Source organism: Pseudomonas sp. GM60, from assembly GCF_000282415.1.
Lineage (GTDB): Bacteria > Pseudomonadota > Gammaproteobacteria > Pseudomonadales > Pseudomonadaceae > Aquipseudomonas > Aquipseudomonas migulae.
In genome coordinates this window covers 1-21,693 of the sequence record NZ_AKJI01000035.1, presented here as the reverse complement: position 1 = coordinate 21,693, position 21,693 = coordinate 1, and the positions used below count along the sequence as shown (strand labels likewise).

The 21,693-nt window shown below is 59.1% G+C and carries 16 protein-coding genes and 1 tRNA gene; 12 read left to right on the top strand and 5 right to left on the bottom strand.

Annotated features, from left to right (window positions below):
* Nucleotide 1: 1 nt before the first annotated feature.
* The gene (gene tsaD / locus PMI32_RS20445; protein ID WP_008027039.1) at nucleotides 2-1,027 is read right to left on the bottom strand and encodes a tRNA (adenosine(37)-N6)-threonylcarbamoyltransferase complex transferase subunit TsaD; all 1,026 of its coding nucleotides are present in this window, start codon (nucleotides 1,025-1,027) and stop codon (nucleotides 2-4) included.
* A 199-nt stretch (nucleotides 1,028-1,226) separates the two neighbouring features.
* Here tsaD and rpsU point away from each other — a divergent pair, with 199 nt between their 5' ends.
* The 5 genes from rpsU to PMI32_RS20470 all read left to right on the top strand — a co-directional run bounded on the left by rpsU (nucleotide 1,227) and on the right by PMI32_RS20470 (nucleotide 9,779).
* Complete coding sequence (gene rpsU, locus PMI32_RS20450; RefSeq protein ID WP_002551877.1) at nucleotides 1,227-1,442, top strand: 30S ribosomal protein S21; 216 nt, start codon at nucleotides 1,227-1,229, stop codon at nucleotides 1,440-1,442.
* 481 nt (nucleotides 1,443-1,923) lie between these two features.
* Nucleotides 1,924-3,903 carry a DNA primase gene (gene dnaG / locus PMI32_RS20455; RefSeq protein WP_008027037.1) on the top strand — a complete coding sequence of 660 codons (1,980 nt, stop codon included), beginning with the start codon at nucleotides 1,924-1,926 and terminating at the stop codon, nucleotides 3,901-3,903.
* 67 nt (nucleotides 3,904-3,970) lie between these two features.
* Complete coding sequence (gene rpoD, locus PMI32_RS20460) at nucleotides 3,971-5,818, top strand: RNA polymerase sigma factor RpoD (protein ID WP_008027035.1); 1,848 nt, start codon at nucleotides 3,971-3,973, stop codon at nucleotides 5,816-5,818.
* Nucleotides 5,819-5,940: 122 nt separating this feature from the next.
* The gene (locus PMI32_RS20465) at nucleotides 5,941-9,687 is read left to right on the top strand and encodes a bifunctional diguanylate cyclase/phosphodiesterase (RefSeq protein ID WP_008027034.1); all 3,747 of its coding nucleotides are present in this window, start codon (nucleotides 5,941-5,943) and stop codon (nucleotides 9,685-9,687) included.
* A 15-nt stretch (nucleotides 9,688-9,702) separates the two neighbouring features.
* Nucleotides 9,703-9,779, top strand: a tRNA-Ile gene (locus PMI32_RS20470).
* Between the two features lie 84 nt (nucleotides 9,780-9,863).
* Here the strand turns inward: PMI32_RS20470 and PMI32_RS20475 are convergent.
* Entirely contained in the window at nucleotides 9,864-10,169 is a 306-nt protein-coding gene (locus PMI32_RS20475) for a helix-turn-helix domain-containing protein (protein WP_008027032.1), read from the bottom strand.
* The gene (locus PMI32_RS20480; RefSeq protein ID WP_008027030.1) at nucleotides 10,162-10,527 is read right to left on the bottom strand and encodes a type II toxin-antitoxin system RelE/ParE family toxin; all 366 of its coding nucleotides are present in this window, start codon (nucleotides 10,525-10,527) and stop codon (nucleotides 10,162-10,164) included. The genes PMI32_RS20475 and PMI32_RS20480 overlap by 8 nt, the downstream gene beginning before the upstream one ends.
* 494 nt (nucleotides 10,528-11,021) lie before the next feature.
* On the opposite strand from PMI32_RS20480, the gene PMI32_RS20485 reads away from it, so the two are divergent.
* Nucleotides 11,022-11,330, top strand: coding sequence for a DUF3077 domain-containing protein (locus PMI32_RS20485; RefSeq protein WP_008027027.1), 309 nt, complete (start codon nucleotides 11,022-11,024; stop codon nucleotides 11,328-11,330).
* 69 nt (nucleotides 11,331-11,399) lie between these two features.
* Here the strand turns inward: PMI32_RS20485 and PMI32_RS20490 are convergent, their stop codons facing one another.
* Nucleotides 11,400-12,047: a zinc metalloprotease gene (locus PMI32_RS20490; RefSeq protein WP_008027024.1), complete on the bottom strand. Its 648-nt coding sequence runs from the start codon at nucleotides 12,045-12,047 to the stop codon at nucleotides 11,400-11,402.
* A 146-nt stretch (nucleotides 12,048-12,193) separates the two neighbouring features.
* Entirely contained in the window at nucleotides 12,194-14,548 is a 2,355-nt protein-coding gene (locus PMI32_RS20495; protein WP_032828656.1) for a glucose/quinate/shikimate family membrane-bound PQQ-dependent dehydrogenase, read from the bottom strand.
* A 174-nt stretch (nucleotides 14,549-14,722) separates the two neighbouring features.
* Between PMI32_RS20495 and PMI32_RS20500 the strand changes: the two genes are divergently transcribed.
* From PMI32_RS20500 to pqqB, 6 genes are all read left to right on the top strand, one after another.
* On the top strand, nucleotides 14,723-15,184 hold the full coding sequence (locus PMI32_RS20500) for an Lrp/AsnC family transcriptional regulator (protein WP_008027020.1): 462 nt from the start codon (nucleotides 14,723-14,725) through the stop codon (nucleotides 15,182-15,184).
* A 260-nt stretch (nucleotides 15,185-15,444) separates the two neighbouring features.
* Nucleotides 15,445-17,127, top strand: coding sequence for a flavin monoamine oxidase family protein (locus PMI32_RS20505; protein WP_008027019.1), 1,683 nt, complete (start codon nucleotides 15,445-15,447; stop codon nucleotides 17,125-17,127).
* A 12-nt stretch (nucleotides 17,128-17,139) separates the two neighbouring features.
* A complete protein-coding gene (locus PMI32_RS20510) occupies nucleotides 17,140-17,934 on the top strand; it encodes a carbon-nitrogen hydrolase family protein (protein WP_008027017.1) in 795 nt (264 codons plus the stop codon).
* 38 nt (nucleotides 17,935-17,972) lie between these two features.
* Nucleotides 17,973-20,399, top strand: coding sequence for a pyrroloquinoline quinone biosynthesis protein PqqF (gene pqqF / locus PMI32_RS20515; protein ID WP_008027016.1), 2,427 nt, complete (start codon nucleotides 17,973-17,975; stop codon nucleotides 20,397-20,399).
* A 155-nt stretch (nucleotides 20,400-20,554) separates the two neighbouring features.
* Nucleotides 20,555-20,629: a pyrroloquinoline quinone precursor peptide PqqA gene (gene pqqA, locus PMI32_RS29635; protein ID WP_009045898.1), complete on the top strand. Its 75-nt coding sequence runs from the start codon at nucleotides 20,555-20,557 to the stop codon at nucleotides 20,627-20,629.
* A 72-nt stretch (nucleotides 20,630-20,701) separates the two neighbouring features.
* Nucleotides 20,702-21,613: a pyrroloquinoline quinone biosynthesis protein PqqB gene (gene pqqB, locus PMI32_RS20520; RefSeq protein ID WP_008027014.1), complete on the top strand. Its 912-nt coding sequence runs from the start codon at nucleotides 20,702-20,704 to the stop codon at nucleotides 21,611-21,613.
* Nucleotides 21,614-21,693 lie beyond the last annotated feature (80 nt).

Sequence of the window (21,693 nt, the reverse complement as noted above, 5' to 3'; positions counted from 1 at the left end):
ATCACAGCCCTGACAATTGCTCCATCGGCCAGCGTGCCTGCACGCTGATCGCCAGACTTTCGTGCTGACCGGCCTGCAAGCGCTGGCAGCCGGCAAACGCAATCATTGCGCCGTTGTCGGTGCAGAACTCCGGACGGGCGTAAAACACGTCGCCCTTCATGTCGCCGAGCATTTTTTCCAGTGAAGAGCGCAGCGCCTTGTTGGCGCTGACGCCCCCTGCGATGACCAGACGCTTCATGCCCGCCTGTTTCAGGGCCCGCTTGCACTTGATGGTCAAAGTCTCCACCACGGCCTGCTGGAACGCCAGCGCGATGTCGCAACGGGCTTGCTCGCTGTCGTCCCCGGCGCTGACGCTCTGCTGCCAGGTGTTGAGGGCGAAGGTTTTCAGGCCACTGAAGCTGAAAGCCAGGCCCGGGCGGTCGCACATCGGACGCGGAAAAGTGAAACGTCCTGCAACGCCTTGCTCCGCCAGACGAGCGATTTCCGGACCGCCCGGATAATTCAGCCCCATCATCTTCGCGGTCTTGTCGAAGGCTTCACCGGCAGCATCGTCGAGGGTTTCGCCCAAGAGCGTGTATTGACCGATCCCGTCGACCTGAACCAGCTGCGTATGACCGCCCGACACCAACAAAGCGACGAACGGGAATTCCGGTGGTTGCGACTCCAGCATCGGAGCCAGCAAATGGCCTTCCATGTGGTGCACGCCGAGCGCCGGAATACCCCAGGCAAAGGCCAGCGCCTGAGCACAGGAAGCACCGACCAGCAGCGCCCCGACCAGCCCCGGACCCGCGGTGTAGGCGATCGCGTCGATCTCGGTGGGCACGCAGCCCGCCTCGGCCAACACCTGACGAATCAAGGGCAGCATGCGTTTGACGTGGTCACGCGAAGCCAGCTCCGGCACCACGCCACCATAGGCGCGATGCAGGTCGATCTGGCTAAACAGCGCGTCGGCCAGCAAGCCGCGTTCACTGTCATATAATGCGACACCGGTTTCGTCGCAGGAGGTTTCTAATCCCAGTACTAGCATGGGTTTGCGCCTTGTTTAGGCTGAATTCGAAGGCGCGCATAATAGTCGCCATGTGATGCCCCGACTAGCGGTTTTCGATCAGAGGCTTTGCATTCCGAGCGATGAGGGGTTAACATCCGCAACCCTTAAAAACCGACGTCTTCAAGTGCTCTTTTGCCGCGAGGATGTTGACCCCGGTAATGAATGAAGGTAGCTCTGGATGCCAGCCGTCAAAGTAAAAGAGAACGAACCCTTCGACGTAGCTCTGCGTCGTTTCAAGCGCTCCTGCGAAAAAGCCGGTGTACTGGCTGAAGTTCGTAGCCGCGAATTTTACGAGAAGCCAACTTCTGAGCGTAAGCGCAAAGCAGCAGCCGCTGTTAAGCGTCACGCCAAGAAAGTTCAGCGCGAACAGCGCCGCGCCGTTCGTCTGTACTAATACACAGACGTTCGTAGCAAGCTTCTGCCAAGCCCGGCCCTCAGCCGGGCTAATGGCATTTGCGGACAACGCTTGATGCTTCACCGTCAAAGCCGCAGACGCGACCGAGACAAACCTGCTTCACAGCGTCAGACCTGGCTCTTTTGCCAGCGGTGCACGTCTTTTCTGACGAGCCTTCCAAGGCTACTGACGAGCACACCCACTGATTCCTCTCACGACGATCAGCCCAAGGCACCTTCTTGCGTGCCCGCTTATGAGCTATCCGAGGCCATCGACTGGCCGCAGCGGATTCAGCGAAACACTTTCAAATAGTCGAATACTGATTGGTATTAACGTCAGTGGATTTTCGGCAGATACACTTCCCGACAGCGATTACGCAGACGACACTGGTCGAGCCGCACACTTTGCGCGCCTCAAGCAATGACCCGCGTTCGCCGGCCCTTCGTTTTGGGTCCATTTCAGCGCAGATGACGAGACCGCCATGGCCGGGCTAATTCCCCAGAGCTTCATTGACGACCTTCTGAACCGCACCGACATCGTCGATGTGGTCAGCTCGCGCCTGCAACTGAAAAAGGCTGGCAAGAACTACACTGCCTGCTGCCCGTTCCACAAAGAAAAAACCCCGTCTTTCAGCGTCAGCCCCGACAAGCAGTTCTATTACTGCTTCGGCTGCGGTGCTGGCGGTAACGCCCTCGGCTTCATGATGGACCACGACAACCTGGACTTCATCCAGGCGGTCGAAGAGCTGGCCAAAGCCGCCGGCATGGAAATCCCCCGCGAAGAAAGCGGCCGGCCGCACAAACCGCGGCAGCCAACTGATTCGCCGCTGTACCCGCTGCTCACTGCCGCCGCCGACTTTTACCGCCAGGCATTGAAAAGCCATCCGTCGCGCAAAGCCGCTGTGGATTACTTGAAGGGTCGCGGACTGACCGGCGAGATCGCCCGGGACTTCGGCCTCGGCTTCGCTCCGCCCGGCTGGGACAATCTGTTCAAGCACTTGAGCAGCGACACGCTGCAACAGAAAGCCATGGTCGATGCCGGCCTGCTGATCGAAAACGCCGAAACCGGCAAGCGCTATGACCGCTTCCGCGATCGCGTGATGTTTCCGATCCGCGACAGCCGCGGCCGCATCATTGCTTTTGGTGGACGGGTGCTGGGCGATGACAAACCGAAATACCTGAACTCACCGGAAACCCCGGTATTCCATAAGGGCCAGGAACTCTACGGCCTTTATGAAGCACGCAAAAACAACCGCAACCTCGACGAAATCATCGTCGTCGAAGGCTACATGGACGTCATCGCCCTCGCCCAGCAAGGCCTGCGCAATGCCGTCGCCACACTCGGCACCGCCACCAGCGAAGAGCACTTGAAGCGCTTGTTTCGCGTCGTGCCCAACGTTTTGTTCTGCTTCGACGGCGACCAGGCTGGCCGTAACGCCGCATGGCGAGCACTTGAAGCCACCCTGCCCTGCCTGCAAGACGGGCGACGGGCGCGCTTTCTGTTTCTGCCCGAGGGCGAAGACCCGGATACGCTGGTCCGCTCCGAAGGCACCGATGCTTTCCGCGCGCGGATCAACCAGCACGCGCAGCCATTGGCAGACTACTTTTTCCAGCAACTGACCGAGGAATCGGACCCGCGCTCGCTCGAAGGCAAGGCCCACATGGCCACCCTCGCGGCGCCGCTGATCGACAAGGTTCCGGGCGCGAACCTGCGGATCCTCATGCGCAAGCGCCTGTCCGAAATCACCGGGCTCAGTGGCGAAGCCGTGACCCAGCTGGTGCAAAGCGCACCTCAGGACGCGCCGCCTGCCTACGATCCGGGCATCGATTACGACGCGATGCCGGATTACGGCGATTACCATCAGCCGCAGGCGCAAGAGATGTACGTGCCGCAGCAGGAATGGACGCCGAAGAAACCCGGTGCCGGCGGCAAGAAATGGGACAAGAAACCGTGGGACAAAAATGGCAAGCGTGGCGGTGATCGCGATCAACAAAGCGCCCCACGCACACCGATTGCCGTGGAAGCCCCGACCCTGATTGCGCTTCGCACGCTCATTCATCATCCGGAACTGGCCGGCAGGGTAGAAACCGCCGATCACTTCGCCAATGAGAGCAACACCTACGCGCAATTGTTGGTGGCCCTTATCGAGGCCGTGCAAAAAAATCCTAAGCTAAACTCAATTCAGTTAATGGCCCGCTGGCATGGGACGGAGCAGGGACGTCTTCTCAAAGCATTGGCGGAAAAGGAATGGCTGATTGAAGGCGGCAACCTTGAACAACAGTTTTTAGACACCATTACTAGGCTATCAGCCGGTCAACACACCGATAGCCTGGAAGCACTTATCAGAAAAGCAAGACAGCCGGGATTGACCGCAGAGGAAGCAAATCAGATCGCAAATCAGATGCGCGACCTATTAAAACGCAATATGACTGTACCAAACCCGACCTCAACTGGCGCGTGAGGTCATAGCTCAGGTATAATCCTCGGCTTGTTTTTTGCCCGCCAAGACCTTCAGTGGATAGGGTGTTATGTCCGGAAAAGCGCAACAGCAGTCTCGTATCAAAGAGTTGATCACACTTGGTCGTGAGCAGGGCTACCTGACTTACGCGGAGGTCAACGACCACCTGCCGGAGGATATTTCAGATCCGGAACAGGTGGAAGACATCATCCGCATGATCAATGACATGGGGATCAACGTATTCGAGGTTGCGCCAGATAAGGATTCCCTTATGCTGGCCGACGCCGATACCGACGAAGCCGCGGCCGAAGAGGCAGCAGCAGCGTTGGCAGCGGTCGAAACCGACATCGGTCGCACCACCGACCCGGTGCGCATGTACATGCGCGAAATGGGTACGGTAGAGCTCCTGACACGTGAAGGCGAAATCGAAATCGCCAAACGTATTGAAGAAGGCATCCGCGAAGTGATGGGCGCAATCGCGCACTTCCCTGGCACGGTTGACCATATTCTCTCCGAATACACTCGCGTCACCACCGAAGGTGGCCGCCTGTCCGACGTCCTGAGCGGTTATATCGACCCGGACGACGGCATTGCGCCGCCTGCTGCAGAAGTGCCGCCGCCAGTCGATCCGAAAGCCGTGAAAGCGGACGACGATACCGACGACGATGACGCCGAAGCTTCGGATGACGAAGAAGAGGCCGAAAGCGGTCCGGATCCGATCATCGCCGCACAGCGTTTTGGCGCTGTCGCTGATCAGATGGAAATCACCCGCAAGGCTCTGAAAAAGCACGGTCGCAACAACAAGGCAGCTATTGCTGAACTGTTGGCCCTGGCTGAGCTGTTCATGCCGATCAAACTGGTGCCGAAGCAATTCGAAGGCCTGGTCGAGCGTGTTCGCAGTGCCCTGGATCGTCTGCGTCAGCAAGAGCGCGCAATCATGCAATTGTGCGTGCGTGATGCCCGTATGCCGCGTGCCGACTTCCTGCGCCAGTTCCCGGGCAACGAAGTTGACGAAAGCTGGAGCGACGCTCTGGCCAAAGGCAAAAGCAAATATGCTGAAGCCATTGGTCGCCTGCAGCCGGACATCATTCGTTGCCAGCAGAAGCTGACCGCGCTGGAAACCGAAACAGGTTTGACGATCGCCGAGATCAAGGACATCAACCGTCGCATGTCGATCGGTGAGGCCAAGGCCCGCCGCGCGAAGAAAGAGATGGTCGAAGCGAACTTGCGTCTGGTGATCTCCATCGCCAAGAAGTACACCAACCGTGGCCTGCAATTCCTCGATCTGATCCAGGAAGGCAACATCGGTTTGATGAAAGCGGTAGACAAGTTCGAATACCGCCGCGGCTACAAATTCTCGACTTATGCCACCTGGTGGATCCGTCAGGCGATCACTCGCTCGATCGCCGACCAGGCCCGCACCATCCGTATTCCGGTGCACATGATCGAGACGATCAACAAGCTCAACCGTATTTCCCGGCAGATGTTGCAGGAAATGGGTCGCGAACCGACCCCGGAAGAGCTGGGCGAACGCATGGAAATGCCTGAGGACAAGATCCGCAAGGTATTGAAGATCGCTAAAGAGCCGATCTCCATGGAAACCCCGATCGGTGATGACGAAGACTCCCATCTGGGTGACTTCATCGAAGACTCGACCATGCAGTCGCCAATCGATGTTGCTACCGTTGAGAGCCTTAAAGAAGCGACTCGCGAAGTCCTGTCCGGCCTCACTGCCCGTGAAGCCAAGGTTCTGCGCATGCGCTTCGGTATCGACATGAATACCGACCACACGCTTGAAGAGGTTGGTAAGCAGTTCGACGTGACCCGTGAACGGATTCGTCAGATCGAAGCCAAGGCGCTGCGCAAGCTGCGCCACCCGACGAGAAGCGAGCATCTGCGCTCCTTCCTCGACGAGTGATCACAAAACCCCCGGCCCAGGCCGGGGGTTTTGCTTTATGCAGATTAAATCCCCCGCACTTCCCTCCCGCCGAATTGCCCGTCTACACTCGAAACATTCCCCCGAGCCATAACGAGACCGTTATGCCCAGACTGCCGACCGTGCTTTTTTTGCTGTCGCTGATGACCTGGACCGCAACGGCTGGCGCGCTGACTCTGACCGACGAAGAACGTAGCTGGTTGACGGCCCACCCTGACTTACGCTTGGGTGTCGATGCGTCATGGCCACCCTTTGAGTTTCGTGACGATCAGGGCCGCTATCAGGGCCTTGCGGCGGATTACATCGACCTGATTCGCCAACGCCTGGCCATCAAGCTCACGCCCATCGAGCCTGTGAGCTGGACGGCTGTGCTTGAGCAGGCCAAACAAGCGAAACTGGACCTGTTGCCGGGCATCATGTCGACGCCGGAGCGTCAGAAATACCTGGCGTTTACGCGCCCCTACCTCGACTTTCCGATCGTCATCCTTGCCCACGTCGGAGGCGCTCAACCGCACAAGCTTGAAGAGTTGTACGGTCTGAAAATCGCCGTAGTGGAAAACTACGCACCTCATGAACTGCTGCGCACTCATCACCCCGACCTGAACCTTGTGGGCATGCCCAACGTCAGTTCGGCCTTGCAGGCACTGGCGACCGATGAAGTGGACGCGGTGGTCGGCGATCTCGCTTCCAGCGTCTGGAGTTTGCGTCAACTCAAACTCGATGGGCTCTATGTCAGCGGCGAGACGCCCTATCGCTATCAACTGGCCATGGGCGTGCCTCAGAACAAGAAGATTCTGGTCGGCATCCTGGACAAAGTCCTGGCGGACATGACACCGGCAGAAATCAGCGCCATCCAGGAACATTGGGTCGGTAACGTCCTCGATCATCGAACCTTCTGGTCCGATTTGATCGTTTACGGTCTGCCGGGGTTGCTGTTGCTGATAACCGTGCTGGCGGTGGTCATCCGGATCAATCGCCGACTGAGTTCGGAAATTTCCCGTCGCGTCGACCTGGAACAGGAACTGCGCAGCAGCGAATACCATTATCGCGGGCTGGTGGAGAGCCTTTCGGCCATTGCCTGGGAAGCGCGGATCACCGATTTCACCTACAGCTATGTGTCGCCCCACGCCGAAGAGTTGCTTGGTTATCCCCTGTCCCACTGGCTGATTCCGGGGTTCTGGCGCAACATCATCCACCCCGCCGACCTGACCCGTGCCCAGACCTTCTGCGATCACGAAGTCCTGGCCGGGCGCGATCATAGCCTCGATTACCGGGTCATCACCGCCGACGGCCGTTGCCTGTGGGTGCGCGACATCGTCAGCCTGATCGAGCACGGTCATGAGCCGGTGATGCGCGGGCTGATGATCGACATCAGCGAAACCAAGCGCACCGAAGAGGCGTTGCGCCTGTCGGAGCAGAAGTTTGCCTCGGTGTTCCAGCAATGCCCGGACATTCTGGTCATTGCGCGGCTGTCGGATGGCTGCCTGCTGGAGGTCAACGAAGCGTTCGAGGAGCAGATTGGCCTCAAAGCCGAGGAAGTCATCGGTCAGACCGCCACCGACCTGAACATCTGGGGCATACCCGGCGTTGGGCCAGGCCTGTTGCAACGCTTGCAGGCCGGCAGCATCCGCAACCTGGAGATGCCCTTTCGCCGCAGCAATGGCCAAGTGTTTACCGGCCTGATCTCCGCCGAACCTTTCGATCTCGATACGACCCCGGCGTTGGTGGTGGTTGTGCGCGATATCAGTAAGCTCAAGGAAACCCAGCAACAGCTGCAAACGTCCGAAGAGAAATTCGCCAAAGCCTTCCACGCGTCCCCCGACGGTTTGCTGTTGTCCCGGCAAAGCGATGGCTTGCTGCTGGAGGTCAACGAAGGCTTCAGCCGCATTACCGGTTTCAACAGTGCGATGTCGGTGGATCGTTCGGCGCTTGAGCTGGGGATCTGGGTCAACCTCAACGAACGCAAACAGATGCTCGACCTGCTGCACCGGGACGGTTTCGTCCGTGACTTCAGTTGCCATATCCGCCGCAGCGACGGGCAGATCCGCCTCTGCGAGGTGTCCAGCCGGCCGCTGCCGATCGGCGATGAAGACTGCATGCTGACCATCGCCCGGGACATCACCGAACGACACCTGATGCAGGAAAAACTGCAACAAGCCGCGACTGTGTTCGAGAGCACCGCCGAGGGGGTTTTGATCACCGACACGCAGCAACACATCAGCGCGGTCAATCGCGCGTTTACCGAAATTACCGGCTACAGCGAAAGCGAAGCACTGGGCCACACCCCACGCCTGCTTGCCTCGGGCCTGCATGACAGCGCTTTCTACGCGGCCATGTGGCATCAACTGACCGCCGAAGGCCATTGGCAGGGCGAGATTTCCAACCGGCGCAAAAACGGCGAGCTGTACCCGAGCTGGCTGACCATCAGCGCCGTGCGCAACCGCGATAAGTTCATCACCCACTTTGTTGCCGTGTTTGCGGACATTTCCAGCCTGAAGCACGCGCAAGCCAAACTCGATTATCAGGCGCACCACGATCCGCTCACCGGCCTGCCCAACCGCACGCTGTTCGAGAGCCGCTTGCTGACCGCACTCAACAACCAACAGGAAAACGGCGGCCAGGGCGCGGTGTTGTTCCTCGATCTGGACCGTTTCAAACACATCAACGACAGCCTCGGCCACCCGGTCGGCGACCTGCTGCTCAAGGGCATCGCCGTGCGTCTGAAGGAGCAGTTGCGCGATATCGACACCGTGGCGCGGCTGGGCGGCGACGAGTTCATCATCCTGCTACCGGGCCTGCAGCAATCCACCGACGCCGACAATATCGCAACCAAGTTGCTCAACTGCTTCAGCGCGCCATTCCAGGCGGGCGAGCATGAGTTCTTCATCAGCGCCAGCATCGGCACCAGCCTGTATCCCAAAGACGGCTGTGACGTCGCCACGCTGGTCAAAAACGCCGACGCGGCGATGTATCGCTCGAAGGCCAAGGGCCGCAACCGGGTCGAAAGCTATACCCGCGACCTGACCGCCCAGGCCAGCGAGCGCGTCGCACTGGAGCACGAGCTGCGCCGTGCCATCGAGCGCAATGAGCTGTCCCTGTGTTACCAGCCCAAAATCAGCCTGGAGGACCATCGCCTTGTCGGCGCCGAAGCGCTGATCCGCTGGCATCACCCGACCTTCGGCGCCGTGCCGCCAGAACACTTCATTCCACTGGCCGAAGAGAACGGGATGATCCTGCAAATCGGCGACTGGGTGCTCGAGACCGCGTGTCGGCAGATGTACGAATGGAATCAGACCTATGAATGCCTCGGCCCGCTGTCAGTCAACCTCGCAGGCGCACAACTGCGTCAACCCAACCTGCTCGGCCGGATAGAACAACTGCTCAAGGACAACGGTCTTCAGCCCGGGTTATTGCAACTGGAAATTACCGAGAACTTCATCATGAGCCAGGCCGAGGAAGCGCTGGCGGTGCTGCATCAACTCAAACACCTGGGTGTGCAACTGGCCATCGACGACTTCGGCACCGGCTATTCCTCCCTGAGCTACCTCAAACGCCTGCCGCTGGATATTCTCAAGATCGACCAGTCTTTCGTCCGCGGCCTGCCGGATGATCCCCACGATGCGGCAATCGTTCGCGCCATCATCGCGCTGGGCCGCAGCATGCAATTCACCGTGATAGCCGAAGGCGTCGAGACCCTGGCGCAGCAACTATTTCTCGCCGAAGAAGGCTGCGAACAGATTCAGGGCTACATCGTCAGCTTGCCGTTGCGGGCGGACGAATTCGCCGCGACGTTTCTTCGTATAGCCGTATCGGATTTTTCGGATAGCACAGCCGAGAAACCGTCGCTATAATCCGCGGCCTACTGAGGGCCTATAGCTCAGTTGGTTAGAGCAGAGGACTCATAATCCTTTGGTCCACGGTTCAAGTCCGTGTGGGCCCACCAAACAAAAAAAGCCGCGCTTAATGCTAATGCGCGGCTTTTTCGTGTCTGAGTGACTGGTTTTTGTAGCACTATTTTTCGGATCGCTCAGTTCGCAAAATTTTCGATCTTTACCTGTCCCTCAGGAAAGGTCGCGATGATTTCCAGCTCGCCCCCCATTGCGCGTATGTAGTTGCGCAGCGTGCTGATGTACATGTCTGTACGTCGTTCCATCCTGGAAATCGCCGCCTGATTGACATGCAGCATCTTGGCCAGTGTTTCCTGGCTCAACTCCTGGGCCTTACGCAGCTCGTGCAGGGGCATTTCCTTCAGGTGCTGCTGGAACAACCGCTCTGCGTTTGCGCGAGACTCTGGCGTCATACGAGCTTGAAGTTCAGCAAATTTTTTAGCCATCGTTGCGGCCCTCTTTACGCAATGTTTCCAAATGGTCGTCATACAGTTTTTCAGCCAGCGGGACATGCTCGTCATACCAACGGTTTTGCCCGGTTTTATCCCCTCCGATTAAAAGTAGTGCGCATCGGCGTGGATCAAACGCATAAAGCACGCGAATGGGACGACCGGCATGCTGGACCCGCAACTCTCGGAGGTTGCCCAGTCGTGAACCTTTAATGTCGCTGCTATGTGGGAAACGCAGGCCCGGGCCGAGTAACCCAAGCAGATCGACGCTGGCTGACACCGAGGACTGCTCTTTCGCGTCCAACCTCTCCCACCAGCCTTCAAATTCATCGGTGTATTCAATTTCCCAACCCATACCAATATGCCATCCAAGGAATATGATCTCAAGGGAATAACTTTAGGCATTAGCGGCCGTGCGGCCACCTTGGTTGCCAATGCAATTGTTAAGGGCGGTTTCGAGCGGGATGTGGGTGTTCGGCTTCTGGCGTTTGGTTTTGTTTACTTCAGGTGGCGCAATATCGGATGACGCCCGCAGACCTTGTAGGCAAACTCCGAATCGTGTTTTGTGGGCACTTTGATGCCTTGTTGCGCGTTTCTTCGACGGGATAGTCTCCGGACGTCGCTGACCATTCAGCGGTCGGGCTTGGAAACCCGTCGAAATTATTCGCAACAGCGCCCCTTCACGATTGCAAAGGCTTTCCTGGCTTGAGCTCTTGAGTTATGGCGGCTGTGCGCGGGACGTCTTCGGACGTGCCGGTTTCCTAATTTCCCGGTTTTCCAACCTGCGTACAGCTGTCACCCATTCGCTTGGAAACGAATGCGACAGTCTCCCAAATTAGGAGCTACACAATGACAAAAGCGAACCCTTCAGCCCCCTCAGAACTACAAACCATCGGCCTCACCCCCTTCATCTACTGCTCAAACCAACCGCTGTTCCATGTCAGTAGTGGCGTTCCCCTCGCCGACGCTCTAGCTCAGGCCTCAAATCTGTTGTACCTCGCCAAGGAACTGACCATGGACGCCGCCTACGCCAAAGACACCGACCGCCACGCTTGGGCAGCGCATTACCTGACGTCGATGAGCAAGGCTGTGGTCGATGATGTGATGAAGGTGCTGGAGCGCGGACCTGATCGCACCGATACGAAGTCCAAAAAATAACGGCCGATGGGCCGTGGAATGAGCCCCGAGAATTCGGGGCTTTCACAGGATGATCGGTGGTGCGCTGTCTTACGCCCAAACACCCAACGCTGGAATGGCCTGCACTGGCCGCAACCGCTCAAGCATCTCACGCGTAAACACCACCTCATACGTATCCGCCGCCCTGCCCCACTGCTCCACGATGACCATGCCGTCGACCAACACGCGCCCCAATTCGGTAATCGTGTCCGCCAGGTCCTCGACGATTGCTTGAGTCCGGCCCCACATGCGATCAGTCATCGCTTGAAGCTCAGCCGCAATAAGGTCAGATGACGCGGGGGCCGTATCGGGATAGGTGATGTTGCGCAGCAAATGCTGAAGTTCTTTTACTTTTGCGTAATCCTGTTCCGCCCCCAGCACACCTTTCAGAATGCTGACGGCTTTCGTCTTGTCGACGCGATTCCCGGACCGATGTGTCGAAGACAATGTCTGCCCCATGGCGCCAGCCATCAGGACCATTATTCGGGCTTCCACGTGCGCTTTCATTGCTTCCATCGATGAAATCGGGCGCGCCAGGGTAATGGCAGCGCCCCCTTGATGGCGCAAATCCATGGTCACGGACAGAGTCACGCCGCCGGTTGCAAACCCCAAAGCGCGGGCCACGACGTAGTGGCCCATTTCGTGATTGGCAATCTGCAACGCACGATCGCGCATGGCTGAAGGCATCTGCTTCGTCATCTCCGTCTCCTTGCATCCCTCGACTTAGCATTCGACTACGAGTGGCGATTGCTGTCCATCCTGTGCGTTTCTGCCTTCGGGTCGGTTCGCTCAACAAAAAAAAAGCCGCGCAATCGCGCGGCTTTTTCGTACGTGCGATTCAGCCTTTACTCAGGCAAGGCGTACGCAATCACATAGTCCCCACGATCTGTCGACTGACGCGCACCGCCCACCGTCAGCAGGATGTACTGCTTACCGGTTTTCGGCGAAACGTACGTCATCGGACCCGACTGGCTACCCACTGGCAAACGCGACTTCCAGATCTCATTCCCGTTACCCGTATCGAACGCCCGCAGGTAGAAATCCTGGGTGCCGGCGAAGAACAGCAGGCCGGACTGGGTGGCCAGGGAAGCACCGAGGGTCGGCATGCCAATCGGAATCTGCAAATGCATGCGGATGCCCAGCGGACCTGTGTCTTGCACGGTGCCGACCGGTACTTGCCACATCAGTTTGTGGGTCTTGAGGTCGATAGCGGACATGGTGCCGAACGGCGGCTTCTGGCACGGAATGCCCACCGCCGAGAGGAAGCGTTCGCGCATCGCCCCGAACGGTGTGCCTTCCTGTGGCACGACGCCCATTTCGATACCGCTGGCCCCGGCGGCGATCTTGTTACGCGGGATCATGTAGTTGGCGAGGCCCAGGCGCATGTCGTTGACGAACATGTAGTTCGTGTTTGGATCTACCGAGACGCTGCCCCAGTTCATGCCGCCCAACGAACCCGGGAATTGCAGCGCGCGGTCCATGCCCGGCGGGGTGTAGACGCCTTCGTGGCGCATGCCTTTGAACTGGATGCGGCACATCAACTGGTCAAACGGCGTGGCGCCCCACATGTCGGCTTCGGTCAGGGTCTTGTTGCCGATGGACGGCATGTCCACCGAGAACGGCTGGGTGGGCGAATAGCGTTCGCCGGGCACACTACCTTGCGGAACCGGGCGCTCTTCGACGCGCGCGATCGGCACGCCGGTTTCGCGGTTGAGCAGGAAGATCTCGCCTTGTTTGGTGACTTGCGCCAAGGCTGGCTGGGTACCGCCCTTGTCGTCCGGCACGTCGTACAACAACGGCTGAGCCGGCAGATCGAAGTCCCACAGGTCGTGATGGGTGGTCTGGAAGTGCCAGCGCACCTGACCGGTCTTCACGTCGATGGCGACGATGGACGAACTCCACTTGTCATCGAATGCCGTGCGTTGGCCGCCAAAGAAGTCTGGCGTGGCGTTGCCGGTGGGCAAGTAGACCAGACCGAGTTTGGCGTCGTAGGACATGGCCGACCAGACGTTTGGTGTGCCGCGTGTATAGGTCTCACCAGCCGGTGGACGTTTGGTGGTGTTCGGATTGCCCGGATCCCACGCCCACACCAGTTCACCGCTGCGTACATCGTAAGCGCGGACCACGCCTGGCGGTTCACCGGTGGAGTAGTTGTCGGCCACACGGCCACCGACGATCACCACGTCACCTGCGACCAGCGGGGTCGAGGTTTGCTGGTAGTAACCGGGCTTCACTTCACCCATGTCGGTGGTCAGATCGACCGTGCCTTTGTTGCCAAACTCTTCACACGGCTTGCCGGTCTCGGCATTGATCGCGATCAGACGGGCATCGCCGGTCGGCAGAAACAGACGTTTCGTACAGGCAGTGGGCTGGTTATCCGAAGACACTGGCGTCTCGGAATAACCCAGGCCACGGCAACGCTGCCAGTTTGGCGCAGTACCTTGCGGGTCGAACTTCCAGCGTTGGGCGCCGGTGTCGACGTCCAGCGCGAAGACTTTGCCGTAAGCGGTGCAGGTGTAGACCGTGTCGCCGATTTGCAGCGGGGTGTTCTGGTCTTCAGCGCCAGCGCCGGTGCTTTGCGGGATGTCGCCGGTGCGGAAGGTCCACGCCACCTGCAACTTGTCGATGTTGCCTTTGTTGATCTGGTCCAGTGCGGCAAAGCGGTTGCCAGCGGTGGTGTTGCCCCAATGGGCCCAGTCTTTCTGCTCGGTACCCGGAGCGACCGGCGTAACAGCCGGTTCAATGCTGGCCTTGACCACATGGGTCGGCACGAACATGTAGGCCATCGTTGCGACAACGCCGACGCCCAGAATACCGGCGAGGCCATAAGCGCCACGGCCGGCAGTCGCGCCTGAAGCACGCACCAGCGTCGGATAGATCAACGCAACGACCACGCCGATCACGGCGAAGGTCAGCACGCGCGAGACCAGCGGCCAATATTCGAAACCGGTGTCCCATACAGCCCAGATCGCGGTAAGCATCAGCGCCACGCCATACAGCCACGCACCTTGCGGCTTACGACGGGCGATCATCAGCCCGGACACCAGCATCGCCAGACCCATCAGCAGGAAATACCAGCTGCCGCCCAGCGAGACCAGATAACCGCCGCCACCAGCCAGGCCGAGTCCGATCAACGCAATCAGGACACCCAGCCCCGACAGCAACCATTTGCCGCCGCCGGCAGCCCCAGAATTATTCATGTCGGTAATTTTCCCCATTTGTGACAAGCGCGGAATAATGTACTACCTAGTTACTTATGGCAAATTGTCGCAGGCAAAAATGGCATGAACGGTACTGAGGCTAGATCAAACATCCGGTATGCGAGCGGTGCTGTAACATGTTGACCCATTGATTTGTGTTGCTGGAGACGACCATTGCCTGACACTCGCCCGCCCGTTCTTGACGAAATCGACCGCCAATTGATCGCGGCCCTGCAAATCAATGCCCGCGAAAGCGTGGCCATGCTCGCCCGGCAATTGGGCATCGCCCGCACCACCGTGACGTCGCGGCTGTCGCGCCTGGAAAAGGCCAGGGTCATCACCGGTTACGGCGTGCGCTTGGGCCAGCGTGTGGTGGACGGCGGATTGCAGGCGTACGTCGGGATCACGGTGCAACCGCGCTCCGGCAAGGAAGTGTTGCGGCGGTTGAGTGCTATGGCTCAGGTTCAGCAGTTGTGTGCGGTGAGTGGCGAATTTGATTATGTGGCGTGGTTGCGCACTGATTCGCCGGAGCAGCTGGATCAGTTGCTGGATCAGATCGGTAGCGTGGATGGGGTGGAGAAGACGACCACGTCGATCATTCTCAGCAGCAAGATAGATCGCGGCCAGCCGGTTTAACCGCAATCTTTATGTGGGAGCGGGCTTGCTCGCGAAAGCGGTGTGCCATTGAAAAATGAAATAACAGACATACCGCTTTCGCGAGCAAGCCCGCTCCCACAGTGGACAGTGTGTATCGACATCTCGTCATTTTGCTCAATTAATTAGCAAAACGACGACACATTGCGTCTTATTAACGTGTTCTACGCTCTCTAGAATGGCTGCCATCTTTTCCTATACTCAGACGCGCACCCCGCGTCCGGTCGCCAGCAAGGTCAGCCATGAACAAGAACAATCGCCATCCTGCAGACGGTAAAAAACCAGTCACCATTTTTGGCCCGGACTTTCCTTTCGCTTTCGACGACTGGATCGAACACCCAGCCGGCCTCGGCAGCATTCCTGCGCATAACCACGGCGCCGAAGTAGCGATTGTCGGCGCCGGTATCGCCGGTTTGGTCGCGGCCTACGAACTGATGAAACTGGGCCTCAAGCCCGTCGTCTATGAAGCCTCGAAATTGGGCGGCCGTCTGCGCTCGCAGGCGTTCAACGGGACCGATGGCATCGTCGCCGAACTGGGCGGCATGCGCTTCCCGGTGTCGTCCACCGCGTTTTACCACTATGTCGACAAGCTCGGCCTCGAGACCAAACCCTTTCCCAATCCGCTGACCCCTGCCTCTGGCAGCACCGTCATCGACCTGGAAGGCAAAACCCATTACGCACAGAAACTGGCGGATCTTCCGGCACTGTTCCAGGAAGTGGCTGACGCGTGGGCGGACGCACTGGAAGCCGGCTCACAGTTCTCCGATATCCAGCAAGCGATCCGCGACCGCGACGTGCCACGCCTCAAAGAGCTGTGGAACACCCTGGTTCCGCTGTGGGACGACCGCACCTTCTACGACTTTGTCGCCACCTCAGAAGCATTCGCCAAGCTGTCGTTCCATCACCGCGAAGTATTCGGCCAGGTTGGTTTCGGCACTGGCGGCTGGGACTCGGACTTCCCGAATTCGATGCTGGAAATCTTCCGCGTAGTGATGACTAACTGCGACGATCACCAACACCTGGTCGTCGGCGGCGTCGAACAAGTGCCGCAAGGCATCTGGCGCCATGCGCCGGAACGTTGCGTGCACTGGCCCGAAGGCACCAGCCTCAAGTCGCTGCACAGAGGCGCACCACGCTCCGGGGTCAAAAAAATCGCTCACGCCGCGGATGGCCGTTTTGCGGTCACCGATAACAACGGCGATACCCGCGAGTACGCGGCGGTGCTGACCACCTGCCAGAGCTGGCTGCTGACCACCCAGATCGAGTGCGACGAAACCCTGTTCTCGCAAAAGATGTGGATGGCCCTCGACCGCACCCGCTACATGCAATCTTCCAAAACCTTCGTGATGGTCGACCGCCCGTTCTGGAAGGACAAGGATCCGGAAACCGGCCGCGACCTGATGAGCATGACCCTCACCGATCGCCTGACCCGCGGCACCTATCTGTTCGACAACGGCGACGACAAGCCGGGCGTGATTTGCCTGTCGTACTCGTGGATGAGCGATGCGTTGAAAATGCTTCCGCACCCGGTGGAAAAACGCGTCGAACTGGCGTTGAACGCGCTGAAAAAGATCTACCCGAAAGTCGACATCGCCGCGCGAATCATCGGCGATCCGATCACCGTGTCGTGGGAAGCCGACCCGCATTTCCTTGGCGCGTTCAAAGGCGCATTGCCCGGTCACTACCGTTACAACCAGCGCATGTACGCACACTTCATGCAGGCTGATATGCCAGCCGAACAGCGCGGGATTTTCATCGCTGGCGACGACGTTTCGTGGACACCAGCGTGGGTCGAAGGCGCGGTGCAGACCTCGCTCAATGCGGTGTGGGGCATCATGAAACACTTCGGCGGTGAAACTCACGCCGAGAACCCGGGTCCAGGAGATGTGTTCAACGAGATCGGTCCGATCGCCCTGCCCGAGTAAAAGGAGTTCGAAATGCGCGTAGCCCTTTACCAATGTCCACCACTGCCTCTGGACGTCGCCGGCAATTTGCAACGCCTGCATCAACTGGCGCTGGAGGCCAAAGGCGCCGATTTGCTGGTGCTGCCGGAGATGTTCCTGACCGGTTACAACATCGGCGTCGATGCCGTCAGCGTCTTGGCGGAGGTGCACAACGGTGAATCGGCGCAGCAGATCGCGCGCATTGCCAAGACCGCGGGGATCGCCATTTTGTATGGCTATCCCGAGCGTACCGAAGACGGGCAGATCTACAACGCCGTGCAACTGATCGACGCCAATGGCGAACGCCTGTGCAACTACCGCAAGACTCACCTGTTCGGCGACCTCGATCACTCGATGTTCAGCGCCGGCCAGGATGATTTTCCGCTGGTGGAGCTCAACGGCTGGAAGCTCGGTTTCCTGATTTGCTACGACATGGAGTTCCCGGAAAACGCGCGGCGTCTGGCCCTGGCCGGCGCCGAGCTGATTCTGGTGCCGACGGCGAACATGATTCCTTACGACTTCATCGCGGACGTCACCGTCCGCGCCCGCGCCTTCGAAAACCAGTGTTACGTGGCTTATGCCAATTACTGCGGCAACGAAGGCGACATCCACTACTGCGGCCAGAGCAGCATCGCCGCGCCGGATGGTAGCCGCATCGCACAGGCGGGCCTCGATGAAGCGCTGATTGTCGGTGAGCTGGATCGCCAGTTGATGATCGATTCCCGCGCCGCCAATCGTTACTTCCTCGATCGCCGCCCGGAGCTTTACGGCGAGCTGAACAAGCGCTAATCCGCTAGCATTAGCGCTTCCCTGTTCTGGAAGTGCTCATGCCTGCGCTGAATCCCCCTCGCCCTCACACTGAAACCCTGGCCAACGGCCTGCGGGTGACGCTGCGTCATGCCCCGAATCTGAAGCGTTGTGCGGCCGCGTTGCGGGTCGCCGCGGGCAGTCACGACGTGCCATTGGCATGGCCAGGCCTGGTGCATTTTCTTGAGCACCTGTTGTTTCTCGGTACCGAGCGTTTTCCTGCGGAACAAGGGCTGATGGCCTACGTACAAGGTCATGGCGGGCAGGTGAATGCACGGACCAGCGAGCGCACCACCGACTTCTTTTTCGAATTGCCGCCTCAAGTTTTCAACGGAGGATTGCAGCGTCTGTCAGACATGCTCGCTCATCCGCGTATGAATCTGGACGATCAGTTGCGGGAACGGGAAGTGCTGCACGCGGAGTTTGTCGCTTGGTCGCAGGATCCTACGGCACAGCAGCAACTGGCGTTGTTCGATGGGCTTTCGCCGACTCATCCGTTGCGCGGCTTTCATGCCGGCAACCGCGACAGCCTGCCCGTGCAGCAACCGGAGTTTCAGCAAGCGCTGCAGGATTTCCATCAGCGGTTTTATCAGACCGGACAGATGACGCTGAGCCTGGCCGGCCCGCAAAGTATCGAAGAGTTGAAGCAAATGGCGCTGACGTTCGGCGCGGTGATTTCCCTGGGAGAAAACCTCCCACAACAGGCTCCTGCGCCGTTGATGGAGTCTTCAGTCGCAAGTTATCAACAGGCTGGCGAGCGTCGGCTGGATCTGCTGTTTACCTTCGAAGCACTGCCCAATTCGTCGACCGAAGCATTGGCGTTTCTGTGCCATTGGTTGAACGCCGCGAAACCCGGCGGGCTGCTGACTGTATTGCGCGAATGCGGTTTGGCTGAGCATCTGAATGCCAAGCCGCTGTATCAATTTGCCGGACAGGCCGTGCTGCACGTTGAATTCACAACGACCGCGTCGGCGAGCATCCTGAGCGAGAAGCTCCTGGACTGGCTGGGCTTTTTTGCCGCTCAGCAAGATTGGGCCCTTCTGCGTGACGAGTACGCTGCCGTGCTTCAGCGCCAGCAACAAGCCAGCAGTGCGCTGCAACTGGCCCGACTCGACAGCGAACAGCTTGAAACCGGGTTATCCGAGCAAGGCGTTGTAGCGCTCAAGGACATCCTGAAGAAAATCGGCGCTGTGGATAACTTCAGCGGTGAATGGCAACTGCCGACACCGAATCCGTTCTTGCGCGCCGAGGCGCCACCCTCAAATGCCGGTCTGATTCGCGGCCAGACCAGCAAACACCGTGGCCTGCGGACATTCGCGCAGGACCGCTCGCGCAGCCGTCGCGAAAACTCGCCGATGCAATTCAGCCAGGCCCTGCCGGACAACACCGCTGAAGGCGCGATTTATCTGCGCTGGCGACTTGAGTCCAAACCTCAACCCCGCCATCAACAGAGTCTGGAAAACCGCCTGCAACCACTGCTCGAAGATGCCCGTCAGGCGGGCGTCGACTTTTCCTTCAGCGCTTCTGGAAATGAATGGTTGCTGAAAATGACGGGGCTGCAAGAGTCGATGCCGACCGTCCTCGAACATGCGCTGAAAGAGCTGACAAACCCTGACGCCGGTTTCCCACAGGAAGAACCGAAAAGCGCCTCGTTGATACCGATTAAACAACTGCTGAAAGCGCTGCCTGATCATTGCCTTGAGCACAGCGCTGTCGCTGATGACTTGCAGCAGCTGTGGTCGACGGCGCGCTGGGAAGGCCTGGCAATCGGGTTGTCGGCTCAGACTCAAGCAGCGATGGGGTTCGCCCTGAGTCGCGTGCCCGGCATTGCGGACACTCAACCGTCGCCGCTGTCCTCGATCAACGGGCAGCGTCTGTGGACCGCCGTCGACACCGGTTCCAGCGAACACGCGCTGTTGCTGTTCTGTCCGACGGCCACGCAGGAACTCTCTGACGAAGCTGCGTGGCGTTTGCTCGCGCACATTTGTCAGACGCCGTTCTACCAGCGTCTTCGCGTGGAGTTGCAACTGGGTTATGCGGTGTTCAGTGCGCTGCGTCAGGTCCATGGGCAGACGGGCGTTCTGTTTGGCGTGCAATCACCGAGCGTCGCCCCTCTGAACTTGCTGCAACACATGGAAGACTTTCTGAACGACCTTCCCGCAATGATCGACGGCATTGACGAGGCGACCTTCGTTGCACAGCGTCAGGCCTTGACCGATCAATTCCAGATCGCTGCGTTGCCCGTCGCCCAGGCCGCCGAACTGCTCTGGCAGGGCAAGCTGGCCGGCCACTCGTCGGATTATCTGGCGCAGCTTCCCCAAGCCATTCTGGACATCGATCGTTCTGCCCTGCGCGCCGCTGCACAACGCCTGATCAACGCCGAGGGCGGCTGGCGCGGTCTGGCCAGCAGTTCGCAGCCGGAGGCGCCTTGGCAAGTGGCAAAATGATCATTACCGCTGGTGCAATTAGCTTTTTCCGAGATTGCAGGCCAATCGCTCTGTAATTTTGAGTAACATAGCCACCTAACTATCTGAACATCTCCGGCTGGAGGTGGACTATATGTATAGATCTCAACCGTCCCATCACCTGAAGGAGCGCTCCCATGTCCTGGTCCAAACCTGCTTACACCGACCTGCGTATCGGCTTTGAAGTCACCATGTACTTCGCAAGCCGCTAAGCTTGTCCTGCCGTTCAGCGCCTCGGTTTGCCGAGGCGTTTTTATTTTCAGCGTTAAAATGATGGAGCACCCATGTTTGTCCAGATTCTAGGTTCCGCCGCCGGCGGCGGTTTCCCCCAGTGGAACTGCAACTGCGTGAACTGCGCAGGTTTTCGCGACGGGAGCCTGAACGCCAAGGCGCGGACCCAGTCGTCCATCGCGATTTCCGATGACGGCGTGAACTGGGTGCTGTGCAACGCCTCGCCGGACATCCGCGCCCAGCTCCAGAATTTTGCCCCGATGCAACCGGGCCGCGCCCTGCGCGATACCGGTATCAGCGCGATCATCCTGATGGACAGCCAGATCGACCACACCACCGGCTTGCTCAGCCTGCGCGAGGGTTGCCCGCACAACGTCTGGTGCACCGACATGGTCCATGAAGACCTGAGCACCGGTTTCCCGCTGTTCACCATGCTGACCCACTGGAATGGCGGGCTGAACTGGAACCGCATCGAACTCGACTGCAGCTTCACCATCCCGGCCTGCCCGAGTCTGCGTTTGACCCCGCTGCCACTACGCAGTGCCGCGCCACCGTATTCGCCGCACCGTTTCGACCCGCATCCGGGCGACAACATCGGGTTGATCATTGAAGACCTGAACACCGGCGGCAAGCTGTTCTACGCACCGGGCCTGGGCAAGGTCGACGCGCCGCTGCTGGAGATCATGGCCGGCAGCGACTGCCTGCTGGTGGACGGCACAATGTGGGACGACGACGAAATGCAGCGCCGTGGTGTCGGCACCCGCACCGGCCGGGAAATGGGCCATCTGGCGCAGAACGGCCCCGGCGGTATGCTGGAAGTGCTGGAACAGTTGCCCAAGCAGCGCAAGGTGCTTATCCACATCAACAACACCAACCCGATCCTTGATGAGGATTCGCCGGAGCGCGCCGAACTGGTTCGACGGGACGTTGAAGTGGCGTATGACGGCATGAGTATTGTGTTGTAGCGGATGGCCTCTTCGCGGGCAAGCCTCGCTCCTACAGGGATAGCACCGAACCTGTAGGAGCGAGGCTTGCCCGCGAAGGC